Genomic DNA, 20,334 nt, shown 5'->3' with positions numbered 1-20,334 from the left:
GGACAAGAAAGAGGAGAATACATGAACAAGAGGAACGTTGCAGATATCTATGGATTATCCACCATGCAGGAAGGCATGCTGTTCCACAGCTTGAAAAGTGAAAGCAGCAGCATGTATTTGGAGCAATTCTCGTGCAAATTACACGGGCAGATTAATTTCGAATATTTTTGGGATTCCTGGCAGAAGGTCATTAACGATCATTCCGCTCTAAGAACCGCCTTTGTCTGGGAAGGTGTGAAAAAACCTGTTCAGGTAGTTCTGAAGCAATGCGAATGCAACTACATTCAGTATGACTGGAGCAATCTGCCGCTTGAAGAAATCGGGCATGATTATAGCACGTTTCTTGAAAATGATCGAATGATGGGTTTTGAACTGGACAAGGCTCCGCTGATGAGGTTTGCTCTAATTCAGATTACTGAAGACAGCTATTATTTTGTCTGGAGCTTTCACCACATCATCATGGATGGCTGGTCACTGCCTCTGGTACTGGAGGAAATGTTCGGGAATTATAAAGCGTTCATGACAGGGGAAGCACCGGCGAAGCATAAATCCGCATCATTTAAGGACTATATCCATTGGTTGCATAAACAGGATGCCGAGGTCTCCAGACAGTACTGGAAAGACAAGCTGAAGGGCTTTGAGGAAGCTTTGCCTCTCTATACTGAACCTGCAGTGGAAGAGCAGAAGGGGGAGACCCGTAAACTCTCCTTACGGCTTTCAGAGGATATACATCATTCTATCGAGCAGATCACTAAAAGTAATGGGTTCAGCTCCTATCAACTGTATAATCTTGCCTTTGCCATTCTGCTGAGTAGATACAGTGGAAAAGAAGATGTTGTCTATGGGACAACTGTGTCGGGAAGACCTGCGGAATTAAAAGGTATCGATCAAACGGTAGGCATCTTTATCAATACCATTCCGGTTCGTGTTCGGTTAGACGGTAACCTTACCTTGCTGGAGTGCCTGGAGAACCTCACACAGGATCAAATCAGCCGCAGTCCCCATGAATATATGTCGTTGGCTGAGATCAGCAGCGCTCATAATCTGCCTCAATTATTCCAGAGTATTTTTGTATATGAGAATTATGCCAACGCGCAGGCTTATAAGGATATCACAGAGTTCTCGATAACAGAGCTGCAATTAAGAGAAGAAATCAATTATCCGCTGGCCTGGGTGGTTAAGCCGGATCACGGAATCCTTATGGAGACGATCTATAATTCCGCTTATTTCAGCGACAGGATCATTGAAGAATTTCAAAGGAGCTTCATAACGATTTTGGATGAAATGGTCCTTAAAATAAATGAAGCTATCTGCACGATTCAACTGCTTCCATCTGAGCAGAATACAGATTTCAAAGCAGGGAAGGCAGTATCCGCCGTTGTGAACTTGCATAACCAGCCTATCCCTCAGATATCAGCTTCCGCTATACCGCGCGTTCTGATTGTTGATACATATGGGCACCCGCTTCCGGACGGATTCGAAGGCAGTGTATGTACGCCGGATCAGACCGCTTCCGGGTATATGGGCCGTTATTATGCAGATGGAACGTTAATGATTAATGAGACCTTAAGCACCAGCATGGTAATTGGCGGAATCAAACGTGATTTGCCTGTGCTGGAGCGTGCCCTAAGAGCGGAATCATTAGTAGAAGACGTGAAGATGCTTCACCGTTATAACAGGAAGGGTGAATCCAAGCTTGTTGTCTATTATGTGGAGCCGGTGACGGATGCTGTAGTGGAACAAGCGGCATTCGATGAAGAGCGAACCGGAGCCATAAGAAGTGCAATCGCCGACAGATTGTGCATCTTGCTTGACTTAAATAAGAAGGATTGTCTGGCAGCAACAGAGTTCGTTCCTGTGTCAAACATTCCTTATTACAGAGATGGCGTTGTCAAAATCAATGATCTGCTCGAACTGGAAATTATTAATGACAACCTCATTCAGCGCTGGAGCAACTTAGTGATCCCGGATGAGCAGAGCGCTATGAGTGATTCTCCTGTGAAGTTCGTGCGCAAGGCCGTAAGAATCAGCCGGGATAACGTGCATATCTCCGATTTGGCCGAGCATTTTTCTTTTATTAAGAAGAAGAGCTCCGGCAAAACGGATAACGTTGAAGTGGTTGAAGCCTGCAAGGAAGAGAGCGGCGCTGACACACAGCTATCACTCATTGTTGGAGAAGAAGTGATCATTCCTGAGAATACCGTCTTTGATCTGGGTTATTACATCAAACGGGCTGCCGATCAAGCTCCTGAGGATTATGGCATCCGGTTCGTTAATTATGATGGCAGCATTGAATTTGCTAACTATAAGCAGGTCTACGGTGAAGCCAAGGCTATCTGCTGCGGTCTTATCGAAAGAGGATTGCAGCCTGGGGACAAGGTCATCTATCAGATGGATAACAACCGGAATTATGTAAATACCTTCTGGGCTTGTATGTTAGGCGGCTTTATCGGAATTCCGGCTACGGTAGCTGCTTCTTATAAAGAAGATAATGCAGTGATCCGCAAACTGTTGAATGCTTGGAAAATGCTTGAACAGCCTGTGATTGTGACGGATGAAGCTCTGGCTGAAAGTATTCGCAGTGTTCCCGGAGTTCTTGGCGGCGAAGAAGAGTTCACCGTCTATTCCGCTGAACAATTGATGAACAGCCGGGAACTAGAAATCACCTACGAGGTGAAGCCGGATGATGTAGCGCTGCTGCTGCTTACCTCGGGAAGCACAGGAATGCCGAAAGGAGTTATGCAGACCCACAGAAATATTTTGAGACGCACCATTGCCGCCTGCCAAAATAACGGGTTTGGTCCAGAAGAAGTGACCTTTAACTGGATGCCTATGGACCATGTGGGCGGAATTGTAATGTGTAATGTAAGAGACATCTATCTGCATTGCCAGGAGATTCTGGCACCTGTTAATTATATTCTGGAAGCTCCGCTCCGTTGGCTTACGCTGATGAGTGATTTCAGAGCTACGAATACCTGGGCACCCAACTTCGCCTTTAATTTGATTAACAGCCTTGAGGGTGGAATCAAAGAACTGAATATTGACCTGTCTGCCCTGCGATTTATAACCAACGGCGGAGAAGTGGTGGTGGCGCGGACCGCACTGAAGTTTAATGAAATCCTTAAGCCATATCATCTGGATAAGTCGGCAATGATGCCGTGCTTCGGGATGTCCGAGACTTGTGCGGGTTCCATATATTCCACGGATTTCGGTCAAGATGTAGTGAAGCAGGAGGATAGCAGTGTAAGTGTAGGCAGACCTCTTCCAGGGAACAGCATCCGTATTGTCGATGCTCAGAATGAATTAGTGCCTCTCTATACAGAGGGACGCTTTCAGATGGCCGGGGTGTGTATTACACCGGGATATTACAATAACCCCAAAGCAAACGCCGAAGCCTTTACTTCAGACGGCTGGTTCGATACGGGGGATCTGGGGATTATAACCGACCGGGGACTTACCATTACAGGCAGGGCCAAAGACATCATTATCATCAATGGTGTCAACTATAATAATTCGGAAATTGAGGCCATCCTTGAGGAGATTGACGGGGTTGAAGTATCTTATACGGCTGCGGTATCAGTCAAAGCAAGCGGTTCACAAGAGGAAGAATTAGCGATATTCTTCCATCCGGTATCTATGGATGCCGTGAGGCTCAAAGGAATCATCAAAGAGATGCAAAAGGTCATCACTTCAAAAATCGGGCTTGTTATTGAATACATTATCCCTCTGGCTAAAAAAGAGATTCCAAAGACAGGAATTGGTAAAATTCAGCGGATTCTGTTAAGAGATTCCCTGCTTGCCGGCAAATACGATGCTGTCCTGAAAAAACTCGAAATCGTCAGAAATAAGAACACCGTAAAGCCATGGATATTCAAGAAAGTATGGAAGCCGTTGAGCTTTAAGCTTGAAGAGGGCACCGTACCCTGCGTCAATATCCTGGTGTTTGAGGACCGCCACGGATTGGCGGGTGAATTCATAGAATGTATGGGCCTGGATGAGACCAGGGTCACATCGGTCAAGCAAGAGGACTGCTTCCAGGTATATGACCGGAATCATTATGGCTGTGATTATACCCGTTATGAGGGCTGCAAAGAGCTGTTTGACTATTTTAAGCAAATCGGGTGGAAGGCTGATCATATGATCTATCTTCCCACTTATCAAATCAACGCTAGCGGAGATACAGATATCTCAAGCAGTAACCAACTCGGTGTCTTTAGTCTAATCCACTTACTGCAGGTATTGGCGAACAATGACCTATGCGCTTCTACAAGTCTGTATGTGGGTAGCAGCAATGTGTTCCAGGATGCAGGCGGCCTGGAAACCCGTTATGATAATGCCGCATTAATCGGCTTCATGGCTACTCTGGATACGGAGAATACGGGTTTACGATCGCTGCTGATCGATTTGGAAGGAAGGGATATCAAGCAGGATGCCCGCTTATTACGCGCTGAGATTATGCACGGAGAGACTGCCGTGAAGGAAATCAGTTACCGTGACGGCAGGAGATTAACCTGGAAGCTCCGGAATGTGCCTTTACGGAAAGCAGAACCCAAGACAAGGATCAAACAAGGCGGAAATTATGTGGTAACCGGGGGCCTTGGGGGCATCGGCGCAAAAATCTGCAGTCAGCTCATTGAAAACTATCAAGCGAATCTTCTGATCCTGGGAAGAAGCGATCTGGGGACTCTTGAGGATAATGATAGCAGAGTTCAACATTACAACCAATTAGTTGCACTAGGAACTTCCATCAGTTACCGGCAGGCGGATGTGTGTGTGCTGGATTCCATCGTTCAGGCGGTTGAAGATTATGAGCAATCGAAGGGAATTCAGATTGATGGAATTATCCATCTTGCCGGGAATTCAAGCTACCAACGGCATTTTGACAACCGGGATTCATACCTGATTACGGAAATCGGACAGCAGACTTTTACCGAAGAATTCAATGCGAAGGTCTATGGCGTGCTAAATTTGTTTGAACTCTTGAAAAGCAGAAAAGAGGCGATGCTGATCACTTTCTCTTCGGTGACCTCGCTGCTCGGAAGTGCGACCTTCAGTGCTTATGCGGCAGGAAACAGCTTCCTGGAAATGTTCTGTAAGTATGCAGCCGGCCAATTAGGGTATGCAGTGAAATGTATCTCTTGGACGATGTGGGATAAGATCGGAATGACTGCGGGCAGCCTGCAATCCATTAACAATCTCAGTGAATCCATCGGGCAGCATGTGATCAGTGAGCAGGATGGCCTGTTATTCTTTGAAGCCCTGCTGAACCTAGGTGACGACATGGTCTATGTAGGAATTGACGAGAATAATGTGCATATCAGCCACAGAATCGATGAGAAAGTGTATGCCAAAGAATATCTTGCTGTCTACAGGCAGGAAGATACAGAGGCTCTTCTCCAGCTTGAGAACGCCAAGGTCCTAGATGATTATGGCGCGGTAAGCACGCTGAAGATGCTCACGGTCAATAGGGATGGCGAAGTGATCGAAGAGGAACAAGCAGAGCCATATGTAGAAGCGTCTACAGATGCTGAGAGAATCATAAGCAACATTTGGTCCGAAGTATTAGCCGCCGGGAAAATAGGGATGAATGATAACTTCTTTGAGCTTGGAGGACATTCCTTAAAGGCAACCCAGGTCGTCTCCAGAATTAAAAAAGAATACGGGATCGAATTTGCCATCAATGACTTATTCTATCATCCGACCGTTGGAGCGCTGGCTAAGCTTGTGGAAGAGAGAGTTCGCCAGGTTACGGATTCCAAGGGGGAAGGTCCCCTTTCAAAATTATCTGATGAAGAGAAGAAACAGGGCATACCGGCTTCTTATGCCCAGCAAAGACTTTGGTTCTTAAAACAATATGATGAAGAAAGCGCGTTTTACAATATTCTGGAGACCATCAGGCTTAAAGGCGAGCTAAATGTCCCCTGCCTGCAGCAGGCTGTTACAGAAATCGTCAAGCGCCATGAAGGACTCAGAACGACCTTCGACAACATTGAAGGGCAAATTATGCAGGTTCTGCATGATGTGGATGCCGTCTGTATCCCTCTGCAGAATCTAATGCATGTGGAAGAAGAGGCAAGAGAGCAGGTAATTACCGAACTGGCAGATGAAGAAGTACATCAGGAATTTGATTTCAAAAACGGACCATTAATCAGATGTAAGCTGCTTAAATTGGCCGCAGACGAGCATGTTATTTTCCTCACCATGCACCATATTATTTCCGACGGCTGGTCTATGGGCGTCTTTGTACATGAATTTGTCCAGCTATATGACGCCTTGGTGAATCAAAAGTCGGCCCAATTACCCAAGATTGAATGGCAATATGCGGATTATACCCAGTGGCAGAGAAACTGGTTCACCGGAAAGGTTAAAGAAGACCAGTTCGCATATTGGAAGAACAAGCTCCAGGATGTTGCCACCCTGGATATCCCGTCGGATTACGACAGACCGAAAGTACAGACCTTTAACGGGAAAAAGGACTTCTTTGTCTATAAAAAGAGCATGATGGACCGGGTGAATGATCTGGCAGAGGCTACGGGCGCTACACCTTTTATGATTTACCTGGCGGCGGTCGATGTCCTGTTCGCAAGATATACCGGACAGGATGATATCGCTATTGGAACCCCGATTGCCAACCGTACGCGAATGGAAACAGAGAATACGATCGGATTTTTTGTGAACACCTTGGTGCTCCGCAATGATTTGTCAGGAGATATTTCCTTCTTGGAATTGATTGAACGGGTAAAGACAAGTGCACTGGAGTCCTATGATGCTCAGGATATGCCATTCGAGATGCTGGTGGACGAATTGGAGCTGGAACGCGATTTAAGCAGAAATCCGTTGTTCCAAGTGATGTTCTCCCTTCAAAATGAAGCACTGCCAGATTTCAAGCTGCCGAATCTTGCGATTACAAGAGTGGAAACAGACAATAAATCAGCAATGTTCGATTTCTGGATTTCTATGAGAGAGCTGGAAGACGGAGTGCACACCTTATGTGAATACAATACGGATATCTATAAAACAGGCACCATACGGAAGATGATGCGGCATCTGGAGAACATCATCAACGGCCTATGCGCAGATCCCTATCAAAAAATCAGGCAGTTCAATTTCATGGATAAAGAAGAAATCAATGAAATCCTCTATGAGCACAATAAGACGGATTATACATTTGAGAATGAATTATATATCCATGAATTATTTGAAGAACAGGCGCTTTTAAGACCGGATGCACCGGCGCTGAAATTCCAGGGAGACATGCTTACGTATCTGGAATTTAATATGCGGGTGAATCAAGTCGCCCATTATCTGATTGCGCAGGGAATAGGCTATGAAGATTTCGTTGGTGTGTATGCAGACCGGTCCATTGAAATGATGGTAGCCGTCTATGGAATTCTAAAAGCAGGCGCGGCCTATATCCCTATTGATCCAACCTATCCCCGGGACCGGGTAGATTATATGCTTCAGGATTCTGAGGTTAAGCTGGTGCTGACCTGCATGGACGAGACCGATGCGCTTGCGGGAATCCGTAAGGTGGATTTGCGGGACAAGGAACTGTTCCTGCCGATGAGTACCGGTAATCCGGGAGTAAAGGTTGAAGGTACCCACGCGGCGTACATGATTTATACCTCAGGTTCGACAGGAAAGCCTAAGGGAACGATTAATATTCACAGCGGCATCCGAAACCGTATTGTATGGGGCCAAAAAGAATTTGGGATGCAGCCGGGAGATCGGCAGGTGCAGAAGACGCCCTTCAGCTTCGATGTATCCTGCAGTGAGATTTTTTGGGCGCTGACGGTAGGCGCATGTCTGGTTATAGCCAAGCCTGAAGGGCATAAGGACGTGGAGTATCTCGCTCAGCTGATCAGGGATGAACAGATTACCATCTCTCATTTTGTTCCTTCGATCCTGAAGCTGTTCCTGGAGCATCCCGGAGCCAAGCAGGCAGGAAGCAGCCTGAGAAAAGTGTTCTGCAGCGGGGAGGCATTGCCGTACCGGTTAAAGGAACAGTTCTTCCAGACCTTCGATGCAGGTCTATACAACTTGTATGGCCCTACCGAAGCCTCCGTTGAAGTATCTTACTACGATTGCAGCGAGCAGCTGGATAAAGAGATAGTGCCGATCGGCAAGCCCATTTCCAATGTACAGCTGTATGTACTGGACGAGTACATGAATCCCGTTCCCTACAATGTGAGCGGAGAGCTATTCATTTCCGGTGTGAATCTGGCCAGAGGATACTACAAACGGGACGACCTGACAGCCGAGAAATTCATTCCGAATCCGTTCAGTAAATATGTGGGTGCACGGATGTACCGGACCGGTGACATTGTCAAATTGCTGCCGGACGGCAACATCAACTTCATAGGACGCGCTGATAATCAGGTCAAAGTAAGAGGACTGCGCATTGAATTAGGGGAAATCGAAAAGGTGATTCAGTCACACCCTTCCGTTAAGGATAACGTAGTCATTAACCTAGAGGATGGAAATGATGTAAGAATCGTGTCCTACATTGTCCGTGATGTGAATTATAGGGAACAGGACGTCATGGAGGAGAGTAAGGAACAGGTCACCCAGTGGGAGTCGATATTCGATAATGCGTACAACAAAGAGGAAACGATTCAAGATTTCAGCCTAAATACAATCAGCTGGAACAGTAGCTACACCGGGGAGAAGCTTGGGATCCCGGAAATGGAAGAGTGGCTTACCGATTCCGTAGATCTGATTAAGAGCTTTAAGCCGCGGAGAGTACTGGAGGTCGGTTGCGGTACAGGGATGATTCTGTTCAAAATCGCCCCGTTATGCGAAGAGTACGTGGGTATTGATCTATCGAGGATAGGCCTCGATTATATCGAACGGAATTTGGACAGCTCCATGAATGTCAGACTATATCAGAAATCGGCTGATGAGCTTGGCGAGCTGCAGAATGAGACGTTCGACACCATTATTATCAACTCTGTCATTCAGTACTTCCCGAGCGGAGCGTACCTGAATGAGGTGATTACTACTCTTTTAGGCATGCTGAATAAAGAGGGAACCCTTTTTATCGGTGATGTACGTTCTCTGCCGCTGCTGAAGAGCTATCATACTTCAGTGGAATGGTATAAGGCTCCTGCGGACACTACCGTGCAAGAATTAAACGACCGGATTAAGAATTCCATTACAGCGGAGAATGAGCTGCTGGTAGACTCCAAATATTTCTTGAGTCTTAAGGATTCCCTGGAGCAGGTAGAGCATGTCTCCATTCTGCCTAAAGTAACAAAGTTCGAGAATGAGATGAGTAAATTCCGCTATCAGGTAGTGATCCGGACGAAAGAAGCGGAGCAACTGGAGAATATCGTTCAGCTCAGCTGGCGGAATATACAATCAGAGCAGGGGCTCCAGGATATACTCACCGGGCGGCAGGATGACGTTATTGTAATCCATGATGTCCAGTTCGATAAGCTGGTTCATGAGAACAAGGTTGAGTCGCTGCTGAATGACGATGCGATACAAGCTGCAACTGTCCGTGAGCTGAGAGAAGACGTTAAGGACCTTCAACTGTATGCTCCAAGCTTATATGATTTGCTCGTGCAGGATGGCGGAAATTACCGGCTTCGCGCTTTGTGGAATGGTCATGGCGAGAGCGGAGATTATCAACTGATCTTGTTCCATAAGAATAGATATGGAGCGGACACCTGTGCCTATGATTATGAAGTGCCGAATTTCATCCGCTACAATGAGGACCAAAGTGTATACTTCACCAATCCTTTGGAGTGGAAAGATAACCACAAGTACATTCCTGTCATCAGAGAACATATCAGAAGTCAGTTGCAGGATTATATGATTCCATCGTTCTTTATTGTCTTGCCTGAGATGCCGTTATTGCCAAATGGCAAGCTGAATAAGAAGATGCTTCCGGAGCCTGGAAGGTTAAGAAGAAGCGTAATGAATGAATTTGTAGAAGCAGCGAATGACAACGAAGCTAAGGTCAAGCGAATATGGGAAGCCGTCCTGAATGCCCGGAACATTGGCGTCAATGATAATTTTTTTGATATTGGCGGCCATTCGCTGCTTGTGGTTCAGGTCTATTACAAGATCAAGGAGAGCTTTGATACGAATATTACAGTGGTGGATATGTTCAAATACCCAACCATCCGCAGCCTATGTGAATATCTGGAGGAGACAACGAGCAGCTATGCCGAAGTCGCTTCTGCAAGTGAAGTGATGGAGACAGAGAAGGAAGCCATGAAGGTAAAGAGGAAGCGCCTTAAGGAGCTTTTGAAAAGATAAGTAAGGAGTACTTATATGGAGACTAAGAAGGATAAAATCAAATCCTTATCAAGGGAACAGCTCGCAGGACTAATTACAAAGTCCAGAGACAGCAAAAAAAGGGATATTGAGCGGGTCGCCAGAACCTCGAATGCGTTCAGCCAGTCCTTTTCACAGCAAAGACAATGGTTTATGGAGCAGTTCATGAACGGTGGCGTATTTAATGTCCCGCAGTCCTATCGGCTCAAAGGCGATATAAGACTTGATATTCTGGAAGATGTGCTCAATGCAGTCGTTGAGAAGCATGAAAGTCTTAGGACAGTGTTCAACACGATAGATTATATCCCGTCACAGATTATCAAACCGTATGAAAGGTTCCAGCTGGATATTATTCATTTGGAAGAATCCGACACTTCTTTGAGAGCTGCCAAGATCAAGGAGATGAACAGCGAAATCGCAAGACGGCCCTTTGATTTGACTGTAGGCCCTTTATGGCGGTTCTATGTGTTGATATTGTCTGAAGAAGAAATCGTATTGACCCTTTCCCTTCATCATATTATCTGTGACGGCTGGTCCTTTGGTGTAATCATGAATGAAATTGCCGGGGCCTATCGGGACAGGCTTCACGGACAAGTTACCCGTTCATTGCTGCAGGTACAATATGTCGATTATTCGGAATGGCAGCGTAAAAGAATTGAAGGCGGCCAACTGGATGATCAGCTGGAGTATTGGATTGGCAAGCTTAAAGATGCACCAAAGGCCATTCATTTACCCTACGATTATAGAAGGGGCAGCACACAGACTTATCGGGGAAGGACGGAATACTTTTTCATTGAAACAGAAGCAGTGAAGGCAATGAGCGACAGATGTGTGCAAATGAATGGCTCGATGTACCATATGATGATGTCCGCGCTAACCCTTCTGATGCATGGCTACAGTCTGGATAATAAGCTCTGTATTGGAACACCGGTTGCCAACAGAAACCAGCTTGAATTGGAGAAATTAATCGGCCTATTCATTAATACGGTAGTGATCCAAAGTGAAATAGCCAGCAGCATGACCTTTGCAGAGTTATTCACCCAGGTTAGAGGCCATTGCATGGAAGCCTTTAATCATGCGGAGATTCCGTTTGAACAAGTGGTTACGGGCCTTGACATTGAACGTCAGATGCAGCATTCACCAGTGTTCCAGGTGCTGTATGTTCAGACCGAGGAGTCGATGCTGAGTGTTAGTATTCCGGGAATTGAGGTTGAAGTACTCCCAGTATCGGTAGAAACGGCACAATTCGATTTGTCCTTGTACGCAACCATTCTGAAGAATGGAATATCTGCAGGGTTTGAGTACAATACGGATCTGTTCGCCCAGGATACCATTCTGCAGATGATTGAGGATTTCAAACTATTAATCCAGTTGATTACTGAGAATCCAGACCGGACCATCGGGGAATTCGTCTCCTCTCTATCGCGTAAGAAAGTAGTGATGACGGTCGTCTCCTCCTTCGAATCCGAGCCTGTAGGAGAGCCGATGGAATTCTGGCTGGACAAGTTCCAGATCAGCTACAAGCTGCAATTCGCACCGTATAGCCAGGTGTTCCAGCAATTGATTGATGATACGGGACTGTTATGCAGAAGCAGTCAGGGCATCGGCATCCTGTTACTCCGTTTGGAGGACTGGATTCAAGGCATGGATGCTAAGGATGCTAGGCTTGAAGCTGTGCTGACGGACAATACGAACCGGTTCATCCAATATGCCAGTAGCTTTGTGAACAAGCATCAGTCTAAGGTCATCCTATACCTTTGTCCGGCATCGGATAAAGTCAATCAGGTGAATGAAACAAAGCGGCTCATTCAACAGTCGGAGCAAAAAATAGCTGTGGAATGTGCGAAAAACGGGAATATATCTGTACTTCATGGAGACGAAATCGCTGTGAAATATAAGCTTAGCGAGTATAACGACGGTCTTGGTGATGAAGAGGGTCATGTTCCTTATTTAAGAGAGTATTACACGGCGATGGGTACAGAACTGGTCATGAGTATTTTCAATACAGCACTGCAGTCAACTGGCTGAATGATGGGAGGAGGCAGAGGTTATGACATTAAAAGATATTGTTGCAGATATTCTGGTCATACCGGACAAAGAAACGATTCATGAAGATTTGTCACCGCAGAATGCTCCGGAATGGACAAGCCTGAAGCACATCAAGTTAATCACAACCATTGAAGATACCTATAAGATCAAGTTCACCTTCAAAGAAGTAAAAAGCCTGAAAAATCTTGCCGCCTTTATAGAGGTCTTAAAGAGCAAAGGAGTAAGCAATGAAATCTTTGAATAATGCCATTGCCGGGCAGGCGCTTCTGGCGGGAAGCACTAGTGATCATGATCTGGAAAGAATGCTGTTGATCCGTCAATATGAGCTATCGGTCCTCGGGCTTTTTTCAAGCGGACATGTCACAGGGACCACTCATACCTGTATGGGACAAGAATATATCCCGGTAGCCTTGAATCCGTTCATTGAAGCAGAAGACTTTGTGATCAGCAATCACCGGGGGCATGGGCATTACATTGCCAGATATGGGGATGCCCAGGGCTTGCTGGCAGAGGTCATGGGCAAACAAGGCGCCGTATGCAATGGAATCGGAGGAAGCCAGCATATCCGCAGAGACCGGTTTATTTCTACAGGGGTTCAGGCCGAAGGCATAGCGGTAGGAACAGGCATCGCCTGGAGTTATAAATACAAGCAACAGGATAATCTGGTATTTGTCTATATTGGAGACGGAACCTTTGGCAGGGGCTGTGTGTACGAAAGCTTGAACTTTGCCGGCATATGGAATCTCCCGATGGTCATCGTTGTAGAGAACAATGGAATAGCGATATCAACCCAGCAAAGCTATAGCATGTCGGGAAGCATAGAAGGCCGGGTACGGGGGTTCGATCTTGATTATCTGTGCATCCGGAGCAAAGCTGTGAATGAAATAAGAGAACAAACTGGTGACGCTATACACCGTGTCCGCAAGGAATCCAAACCCCTGGTCATTGAATTTATAACAGATCGGGTCGCGTCCCACAGTAAAGGCGATGATACTAGAAGTGCTGGTGAGCTTGAAAGAGTCCGGGAGAATTACTGGTACAACCAAATGAAAGCCAGCGATAAGGCAAGGGTAGATAAGCTTGAAGAAGCTGTCCGGAATCAAATGCAAACGCTGCAGGAGCTTGTCATACACAGAGAGGGAGCCGAATGGGCGGACTATGAAAAAAGAAAAAATAAATGAGAATTTGAGACATGCCATTCATCAACTGATGTGTGAGGACGAGGCAGTCGTTGTAATCGGGGAAGATGTACGTGAGCCTTATGGGGGTGCCTTCAAAATCAACAAGGGATTATCTGATGATTTTCCGGACAGAGTGATTGGCACGCCGATAAGTGAAGAGGGATTTGTCAACATGGCAAGCGGAATGGCAATCATGGGCCACAAACCGATCGTGGATATGATGTTTTCGGATTTCACTACACTGGCATTTGACCCTCTGCTCAATTTTGCGTCCAAGTCCGTAACCATGTACGGGGACAAGCTGGATCTCAGCATGATTGTCCGATGTGCGAATGGCGGTTACAGGGGGTACGGACCCACACACAGCCAAAGCATGCAAAAATACTTCATGGGCATCCCTAATCTAAGCGTGTATGAGCTGTCTCCTTTTCATGATAATTATTATGTGTTTAACCGGATGTTGAGTGAGAAAAATCCTTGTATTTTTTTTGAAGAAAAAATAATATATTCCCAGTACAGGTATGAAAATGGCGTAATCGATGAACTCTTCAACTATTCCTTTAAAGGTGACCATGAGAACTGGGCAGTCGCCAGTATAGAAGAAAACAGTGTACCGGATGTTCTTATTCTTTGCCCCGGAGGCTTGGCTTCCATGTGCATGAAAGTGGCTGAAAAGCTGATTATGGCGGATGAAATTGAAGTTAAGGTAGCGGTACCTTCCAAGCTGTATCCCTGCGGAATCGAGGCCATTATTGAAGATGCGGTTACAGCCGGCAAGATTCTCATTGTGGAAGAGGGGACCAGCGGGCATACCTGGGGCGAAGGAATAGCGGTCAAATTATATCCATATCTCAATAAGCAGAAGGATGGAGCCATTGAGCTCTTGAGTTCTTCTGACAGCATTATTCCCGCATCCAAGCATTATGAAAGCCAGGTACTGGTAGGGGAACAGGACATTTATGAAAGTGTACTGAAGCTGATGAAAATCGCTAAAGAAGGGTAACGGAGGCGGGTATGAGACAAATTGTTGTTCCACAGTTAAATGCGAATGATAACAGCTGCTTGATCCAGAACTATTATTGCGGTGAAGGCGAATTCATTCATTCCGGCGATCTGATTACCACCCTGGAGACCTCCAAGGCAGCTATTGATGTCGAATGTGAAGCAGACGGCTATTTTTATCCTGCGGCTAAAGAACAAACCGATGTGAAGACCGGCGAGGTTATTGCCTTTATTTTTGAGACCCTCCAAGAAATGAATACATACAAGGAATTATCCGTGGGCAGTGCCGCAGCAGAAAGCACGGCCAATTACAAACTCTCCAATCAGGCAGAAGCGTTTGCCGCATTGCACCAATTTTCGCAGCAGGAGCTGTCATCCTTAAATAAGAAATTGATTAAATTAAGTGATTTGGAGGAGCTGCTGAAGCAAAGAATGAATGGGGATGAGGCCCGGATTCTCTTGAGTAAGAATCAAAAACAGGTCTCTAAAACAGTAGCCGAATCGCATACGAATATTCCAAACGCATTTTTATTAATGAAAGTATATTGTGATGAAGCTCTAACCGGAATGCGGGAAATCGGTGAGCAGCTTGAGGTCATTGTGGGGTTTGGAGAAGTATTACCGGTGCTGCTGGTATCGATCAAGGATGAATTCCCGTTAATGTACGGAAAGATGAAGGATGAAAATACATTTATTCCTGCTGATGAAGTCAACGTCGGTGTGACCATAGATGTGGGGACAGGTCTCTACATTCCGGTAATTAAAGCTGAACACGCTGGAAGTATTGAGCATACTGCAGAAATAATGATGGAATATAAATATAAAGCCTTAAGAAGCAGTTTTGCCGAAGCGGATCTGATGAACGGAACGATAACGATTAGTCTGAATACAAGCGCCGATGTTGTCAGCGTCATTCCCATCATTCTGCCGGGCCAGACCGGGATGATCTCCGTGGGTGCGGTAATGAAGGAATTGGTCCTGAAAGAAGGGACGGTGGCAGAAAGAAGCTATATCAATCTTGGCCTGGCGTACGATCATCGTGTAGTGAACGGATTCTATGCGGTCGAATTTTTGGCGCGGCTGAAGAGCAAGATTGAACATTTTGAGATCAATGTGTAAGGTGTGAGCCCGGAAGTGGAGAGTGAAGGAGGAGGATGGAGTGAGTGACATGCCGCACAATATTTATGTATTGTCCAGCTTCACTGCTGATTTACTGGAAGACTATCTTGAAGAAGATATCAAGGAACTCGGGCTTCAGTCCAAAATTGAAACCGGACCTTATAATCAGATCATATCCCAGTGCATGGACCCGGACAGCTTATTATTTCAGAAGAAACCGGATTATTTAGTCATCTGGACCCGGTTGGAAGATATTATAGGCCGGAAAGATTTCTATCGGAAAGAGAGCTTTAATTCATGCAAGGCTGATCTGTCGATGTTGATCGAAGCGGTTCTGCAGGCCAAGGCGGCACTCCGCTGCAAGCTGATTTTTATGCTCCCCCCTGTCTATGAGAACAGACCGCTGGGAGTCGGTGACCTGCAAATTGTGTACGGTGCAATGGAAACGTCCATGATGCTGCGAAAGTTTATGATGGATAAGCTTAGATTCGTTGAAGGCATATACCTGGCAGACGGGGAAGAACTGATCCGCAGATACGGCGCAGATCAGAGCTATCACATGGGCATGTATGCTTTTGCCAAAGCTCCTTATGTGAATAGCATCTACAAAGAGGCTGCAAGACAGATTAGCCGAATCATCAAGCTGGATCTGAGCAATAAGCGCAATATCCTTGTCTTTGATGCGGATGTCCTATTGTGTGAGCAAGAGGAACAAGCAGGAGACGCAGTTCTTCATGAATTGGATGAGCAAAGAGTGGTTACGGATGATTCCTACCTTTTATTTCAGCGCTATCTGCAGGAACTTGTAAGCTGGGGCAATGAAATCATGCTGTGTTCAAGATCCGCTCCAGAACAATTGAATGCCATATTGGACAGGGAAGATCTCATCCTCACCAAGCAAGAATGTAAGTATATGAGCTGTGTGTGTGAAACGATAACAGAAGCAATCCTGCAAATACATAGAGAACATGGCGTTTCACTGGATCAATTCATTGTACTGGATACGAAAGAGCTGTACCTAAACGGAATACGCCAGCTGCTGCTGCCGGAGGATTCTACACTTTGGATGCAGAGCGTAGAGGCCTCGGGGATTCTGGATTATATATCCGCTGAAGCTTCCCGTTACAGCAATGGCGAAGATGTCTTGGCAGACAGCACAGAGGAATACAGTCTGGAGGAATTCCTTCAATCCATCCAGCTGGAAGTCACTCTACGGGAAATCAATGAGCAGCAGGCCGAACAGATCGAGCATATCCTCCATAATACCAAAGATTTCAACCTGACAGGATTACTATGGACACAGGAGGAAATCATCGGAGCGCTTAACGGGGATAATCAATTGATTTATTCCGTAAAGGTACAAGACAGATTTGGAGATTACGGCATGGCCGGTACCATCATTGGGACAGTTGATAAGAAGAGCTTCAAGGTTGACGCTCTGCTCTTAAATTGCCGGGTGCTCGGTAAAAATGTTGAATATCATTTAATGAAGGAATTAGCCAATAGAATTAGAGAACACCAGTGTGACTCTATAGTGTTCCACTATCAATCCAGCGGCAGGAATGAGAGTGCGGCTCAATTTCTGGCCAGGATTACCCGCACCGACTTGAAGCGTGTTCACACAGGTGAAGCCCTGACAATTTCTTGTGAAAAGCTCGAGGATTATGCGAATGAAGCACTCCACCCTAACAAAGCAGACCAAGAACCGGATATGCCAGACAAACCGCACAAGGCAGACCGCAGCTTCGACCCCTACCAGTTCATTTTCAACAGATGGAATAAGCTGGATGAAGCCGAAAAAGATCAAATGAACGATCTGGTTAGTCATACAAAGTCTATTGAAGAAATAATGAGGGCGATTGCGGATTCGAAAATGAAAACAAGAACAGGCGTTAAGGTTGAATATCTGCAGCCGAGAACGGAAACGGAGCAAAAAATTGCCGGCCTGTGGGCAGATATTCTTAACGTTGACAAAGTAGGAGTTTTGGATAACTTTTTCGAACTTGGCGGAACCTCCATCATGGCGGCCCAGCTCATTGTAAAGTTCAAGAATGCCTTTGATATGATGCTGCCGGTGCGGATATTCTTCGACAGTTCGTCCATTGAGCAAATGGCGATGTATATTGAAGCGGTCAAAAGCGAGCAAAATAAACAGGATATTAATGAATCCGCCGTAAGTAATTTCCGCTATAAGACCCGGGAATTCTTGAAAAATGAGGTGTGGCTGGACGAGGAAATTACCGGAGCAAAGGAGCTTCAAGCGTGGGATCATACCCGGATCCATAACGTCCTTTTGACCGGTGTGACGGGATTCCTGGGGGCATTTCTGCTGCAGGAGCTTATCGCTATGACAGATTATCATATGGTGCTGCTGGTCCGTGCGGACAGTGTGCAGAGCGGCTACGACAGAGTTGTGGCTAATATGGAAATGTACAATTTATGGGACGAAGCTTACAGAAGCAGAATAGAAGTCTGCACGGGCGATCTTGCCAGACCTTTGCTCGGACAACAGCTGCAGGATTTCAACGAATTGGCAGTCCGAATCGATTCCATCTATCATGCGGGCGCTATCACTAATTTCCTGGAGCCGTATAACAAGATTAAAGATGTAAACGTACAGGGAGTTCAGGAGATTTTACGTCTGGCATCCACTCATAAGTTAAAGCAGGTACATTACGTGTCAACTCACTATGTATTCTCTACGCTCTCACACGAAAACGGCTATATCGCATACGAGGATACCATTCCGTCCGATCATGAGGTGCTTGTACTGGGATATCAGCAAAGCAAGTGGGTTGGCGAGAGAATAATGGCTCTGGCCAAAGAGAGAGGCATTCCGTTAAGTATCTACCGCGTCGGCAGAATATCCGGCTCCAGTACCACAGGGGCATGTCAAACCAGAGATATCATGTGGCTTATGATCAAAAGCTGTGTAGAGGCAGGGGTATTGTTCGAGGAGAATGTGAATATAGAATTTATTCCAGTGGATTATGTCAGCAAATCTATTGTAGCATTGTCCATCCAAGCGGGATCAAGCAACAAAAACTTCCATATTGTCGCCAGTAAAATGAACACACTAAACCAAGTGTATACCTGGATGAATTCGTACGGGTTCAAAGTTGAAAAAATGCCCTATGAGCAGTGGAAGGATGAATTGGTGGACAGAGTTGCCGAGAATCCTAACCTGAATACCACCGAGGCTATGCTGCCGTTCATTCCGGAAGATATGGGTGAATGGGATGTGGAAATTACGTATGACACTACCAATGTTACCAAAGGCTTGAGTGAAACCACCATCACTTGCCCAGAGGTAGGAGAGGAGGTGTTCAACCGGTATTTGGATTACTTTGTGAAGACAAAGTATTTTGAGTTAACACCCTGAGGGCAAGTGGATGATCTGAAAAGTTTACATTATATGATTTTATAGGAGGAACAATGATGAAGGAAAGATTGGATGTAATGACAGCAAAAAAAATGAGCCTGTACACTAGCGGGATGTGGGTCTCTCTCCTCATAGGCTTGCTCTACGTGGGAATAGGTATTCTGATGCCTATTGATCCGGCGGAGAAATACAGAGGAACGGAATTCTATGAGCAAATTGCCGCCCATCCGTTTATTCCGCATTTATGGAGATATATCTTCGTAGCGATCGGCTTCTTGTCCATCTACTGGATATCGGCAGCAGTTTCAACATTGAGATCCAAAAGCTATGAATGGGAAGGCTTTTACAAATGGGTAACCATTGTTGGTTATGGCGGCGCCGGCTTGCTGTCCTTGGAGTGGATGAGAGAAATTTTTATTATGAAGGTTATGACTTTGTATTCCACAGGCAATGAAATGTACCGGGTAGCCTTGGAAGTAGCAGCTTTCCCGCTCGACCCTGACTTTATCTGGATGTTTGGCGGCTTTGGATTATGGTATCTGGTAACTTCGCTGTTGGCCAAAAGAAATCAGGTTTTCTCCTCCAAGCTCAACATCTTGGGCATTATCGTCGGACTGGATTTGATCATCACCATGGTTTTTGCCATGACAGACACAATCATTTATTTCGATGGCGGTCAGATGACGGTGATGCAGATTACGGCTCTCCTCGGCGGTATTATGGGGGCTGTGTATCACATCTGGATGTTCTTTGATATGCGAAAGAATCAAGCGCAGTTCGAAAAAAGCATGACTGCCTTGCTGGAGCAAAAAAAGAGTGCGGCATAAACGCATGCAACCCGTCCTAACTAAAAACAGGCTCGGCTTTTCTCTCAAGGGCCTTATTATTCTTTTGTTGGTATTGCTTCCTAATCTGCTATTTTACGCATTTGCGATAAACGGAACTGCCGGAACCGGGGCGGCCTTTAACAACAAGGTTGAAATGATTAGTTATATTGAACGTGTTAGCCAAGTGTTACTTATGCTTGTATTAATTTTCCGCGTAAATAAAAGCTCCCCGTCATTGCAAAGCAGGTATGTGGTTGGAATGGCCGTATTTTTACTGCTCTATTACGCTTTATGGATTCGTTATTTTGCGGGCGGGATGGACTATACCTTGATCAGCGGGACTTTTTTCGTATTCATGGGGATGTCCGTCTTCCCGTCCGTGTATTTCGCTTTAGCAGAGAAATGGCTGGGGGATCATTTGGGAGTGGGGATCGCCATTACCTTTGGGGTATTCCATACCCTTAACACCTATCTGAATTTTGCAGCTTAA

9 protein-coding genes are annotated in these 20,334 nt (G+C 45.8%); all 9 read left to right on the top strand.

What is annotated here, in order from left to right; all coding sequences use genetic code 11:
• The first annotated feature begins 21 nt into the window (after positions 1-21).
• Genes MKY64_RS15385 through MKY64_RS15345 form a run of 9 tightly spaced genes read left to right on the top strand, consistent with a single transcriptional unit; the run spans position 22 to position 20,334 of the window.
• On the top strand, positions 22-10,266 hold the full coding sequence (locus MKY64_RS15385; protein ID WP_340954034.1) for an amino acid adenylation domain-containing protein: 10,245 nt from the start codon (positions 22-24) through the stop codon (positions 10,264-10,266).
• A gap of 15 nt (positions 10,267-10,281) precedes the next feature.
• Positions 10,282-12,312, top strand: coding sequence for a condensation domain-containing protein (locus tag MKY64_RS15380; protein WP_340954032.1), 2,031 nt, complete (start codon positions 10,282-10,284; stop codon positions 12,310-12,312).
• A 22-nt stretch (positions 12,313-12,334) separates the two neighbouring features.
• Positions 12,335-12,577, top strand: coding sequence for an acyl carrier protein (locus MKY64_RS15375; RefSeq protein ID WP_340954030.1), 243 nt, complete (start codon positions 12,335-12,337; stop codon positions 12,575-12,577).
• A complete protein-coding gene (locus tag MKY64_RS15370; protein ID WP_340954028.1) occupies positions 12,561-13,514 on the top strand; it encodes a thiamine pyrophosphate-dependent dehydrogenase E1 component subunit alpha in 954 nt (317 codons plus the stop codon). Before MKY64_RS15375 ends, MKY64_RS15370 begins: the two co-directional genes overlap by 17 nt.
• Positions 13,492-14,517, top strand: coding sequence for an alpha-ketoacid dehydrogenase subunit beta (locus MKY64_RS15365; RefSeq protein ID WP_340954025.1), 1,026 nt, complete (start codon positions 13,492-13,494; stop codon positions 14,515-14,517). Before MKY64_RS15370 ends, MKY64_RS15365 begins: the two co-directional genes overlap by 23 nt.
• 11 nt (positions 14,518-14,528) lie before the next feature.
• A complete protein-coding gene (locus MKY64_RS15360) occupies positions 14,529-15,635 on the top strand; it encodes a 2-oxo acid dehydrogenase subunit E2 (protein ID WP_340954024.1) in 1,107 nt (368 codons plus the stop codon).
• A gap of 49 nt (positions 15,636-15,684) precedes the next feature.
• Positions 15,685-19,017: a thioester reductase domain-containing protein gene (locus tag MKY64_RS15355; RefSeq protein ID WP_340958086.1), complete on the top strand. Its 3,333-nt coding sequence runs from the start codon at positions 15,685-15,687 to the stop codon at positions 19,015-19,017.
• Between the two features lie 53 nt (positions 19,018-19,070).
• Positions 19,071-19,844 carry a hypothetical protein gene (locus MKY64_RS15350; RefSeq protein WP_340954022.1) on the top strand — a complete coding sequence of 258 codons (774 nt, stop codon included), beginning with the start codon at positions 19,071-19,073 and terminating at the stop codon, positions 19,842-19,844.
• A complete protein-coding gene (locus tag MKY64_RS15345; RefSeq protein WP_340954020.1) occupies positions 19,834-20,334 on the top strand; it encodes a hypothetical protein in 501 nt (166 codons plus the stop codon). Before MKY64_RS15350 ends, MKY64_RS15345 begins: the two co-directional genes overlap by 11 nt.

The organism is Paenibacillus sp. FSL R7-0210 (assembly GCF_038009085.1).
GTDB lineage: Bacteria > Bacillota > Bacilli > Paenibacillales > Paenibacillaceae > Paenibacillus_AQ > Paenibacillus_AQ silagei.
Note: the sequence above shows the minus strand (reverse complement) of the source record. Positions and strands in the feature narration are given on the sequence as shown.

Coding starts and splice junctions, on each gene's coding strand:
- MKY64_RS15385 (WP_340954034.1), top strand. CDS start 22: ATGAACAAGAGGAACGTTGCAGATATCTATGGATTATCCACCATGCAG.
- MKY64_RS15370 (WP_340954028.1), top strand. CDS start 12,561: ATGAAATCTTTGAATAATGCCATTGCCGGGCAGGCGCTTCTGGCGGGA.
- MKY64_RS15380 (WP_340954032.1), top strand. CDS start 10,282: ATGGAGACTAAGAAGGATAAAATCAAATCCTTATCAAGGGAACAGCTC.
- MKY64_RS15350 (WP_340954022.1), top strand. CDS start 19,071: ATGATGAAGGAAAGATTGGATGTAATGACAGCAAAAAAAATGAGCCTG.
- MKY64_RS15365 (WP_340954025.1), top strand. CDS start 13,492: ATGAAAAAAGAAAAAATAAATGAGAATTTGAGACATGCCATTCATCAA.
- MKY64_RS15355 (WP_340958086.1), top strand. CDS start 15,685: ATGCCGCACAATATTTATGTATTGTCCAGCTTCACTGCTGATTTACTG.
- MKY64_RS15375 (WP_340954030.1), top strand. CDS start 12,335: ATGACATTAAAAGATATTGTTGCAGATATTCTGGTCATACCGGACAAA.
- MKY64_RS15360 (WP_340954024.1), top strand. CDS start 14,529: ATGAGACAAATTGTTGTTCCACAGTTAAATGCGAATGATAACAGCTGC.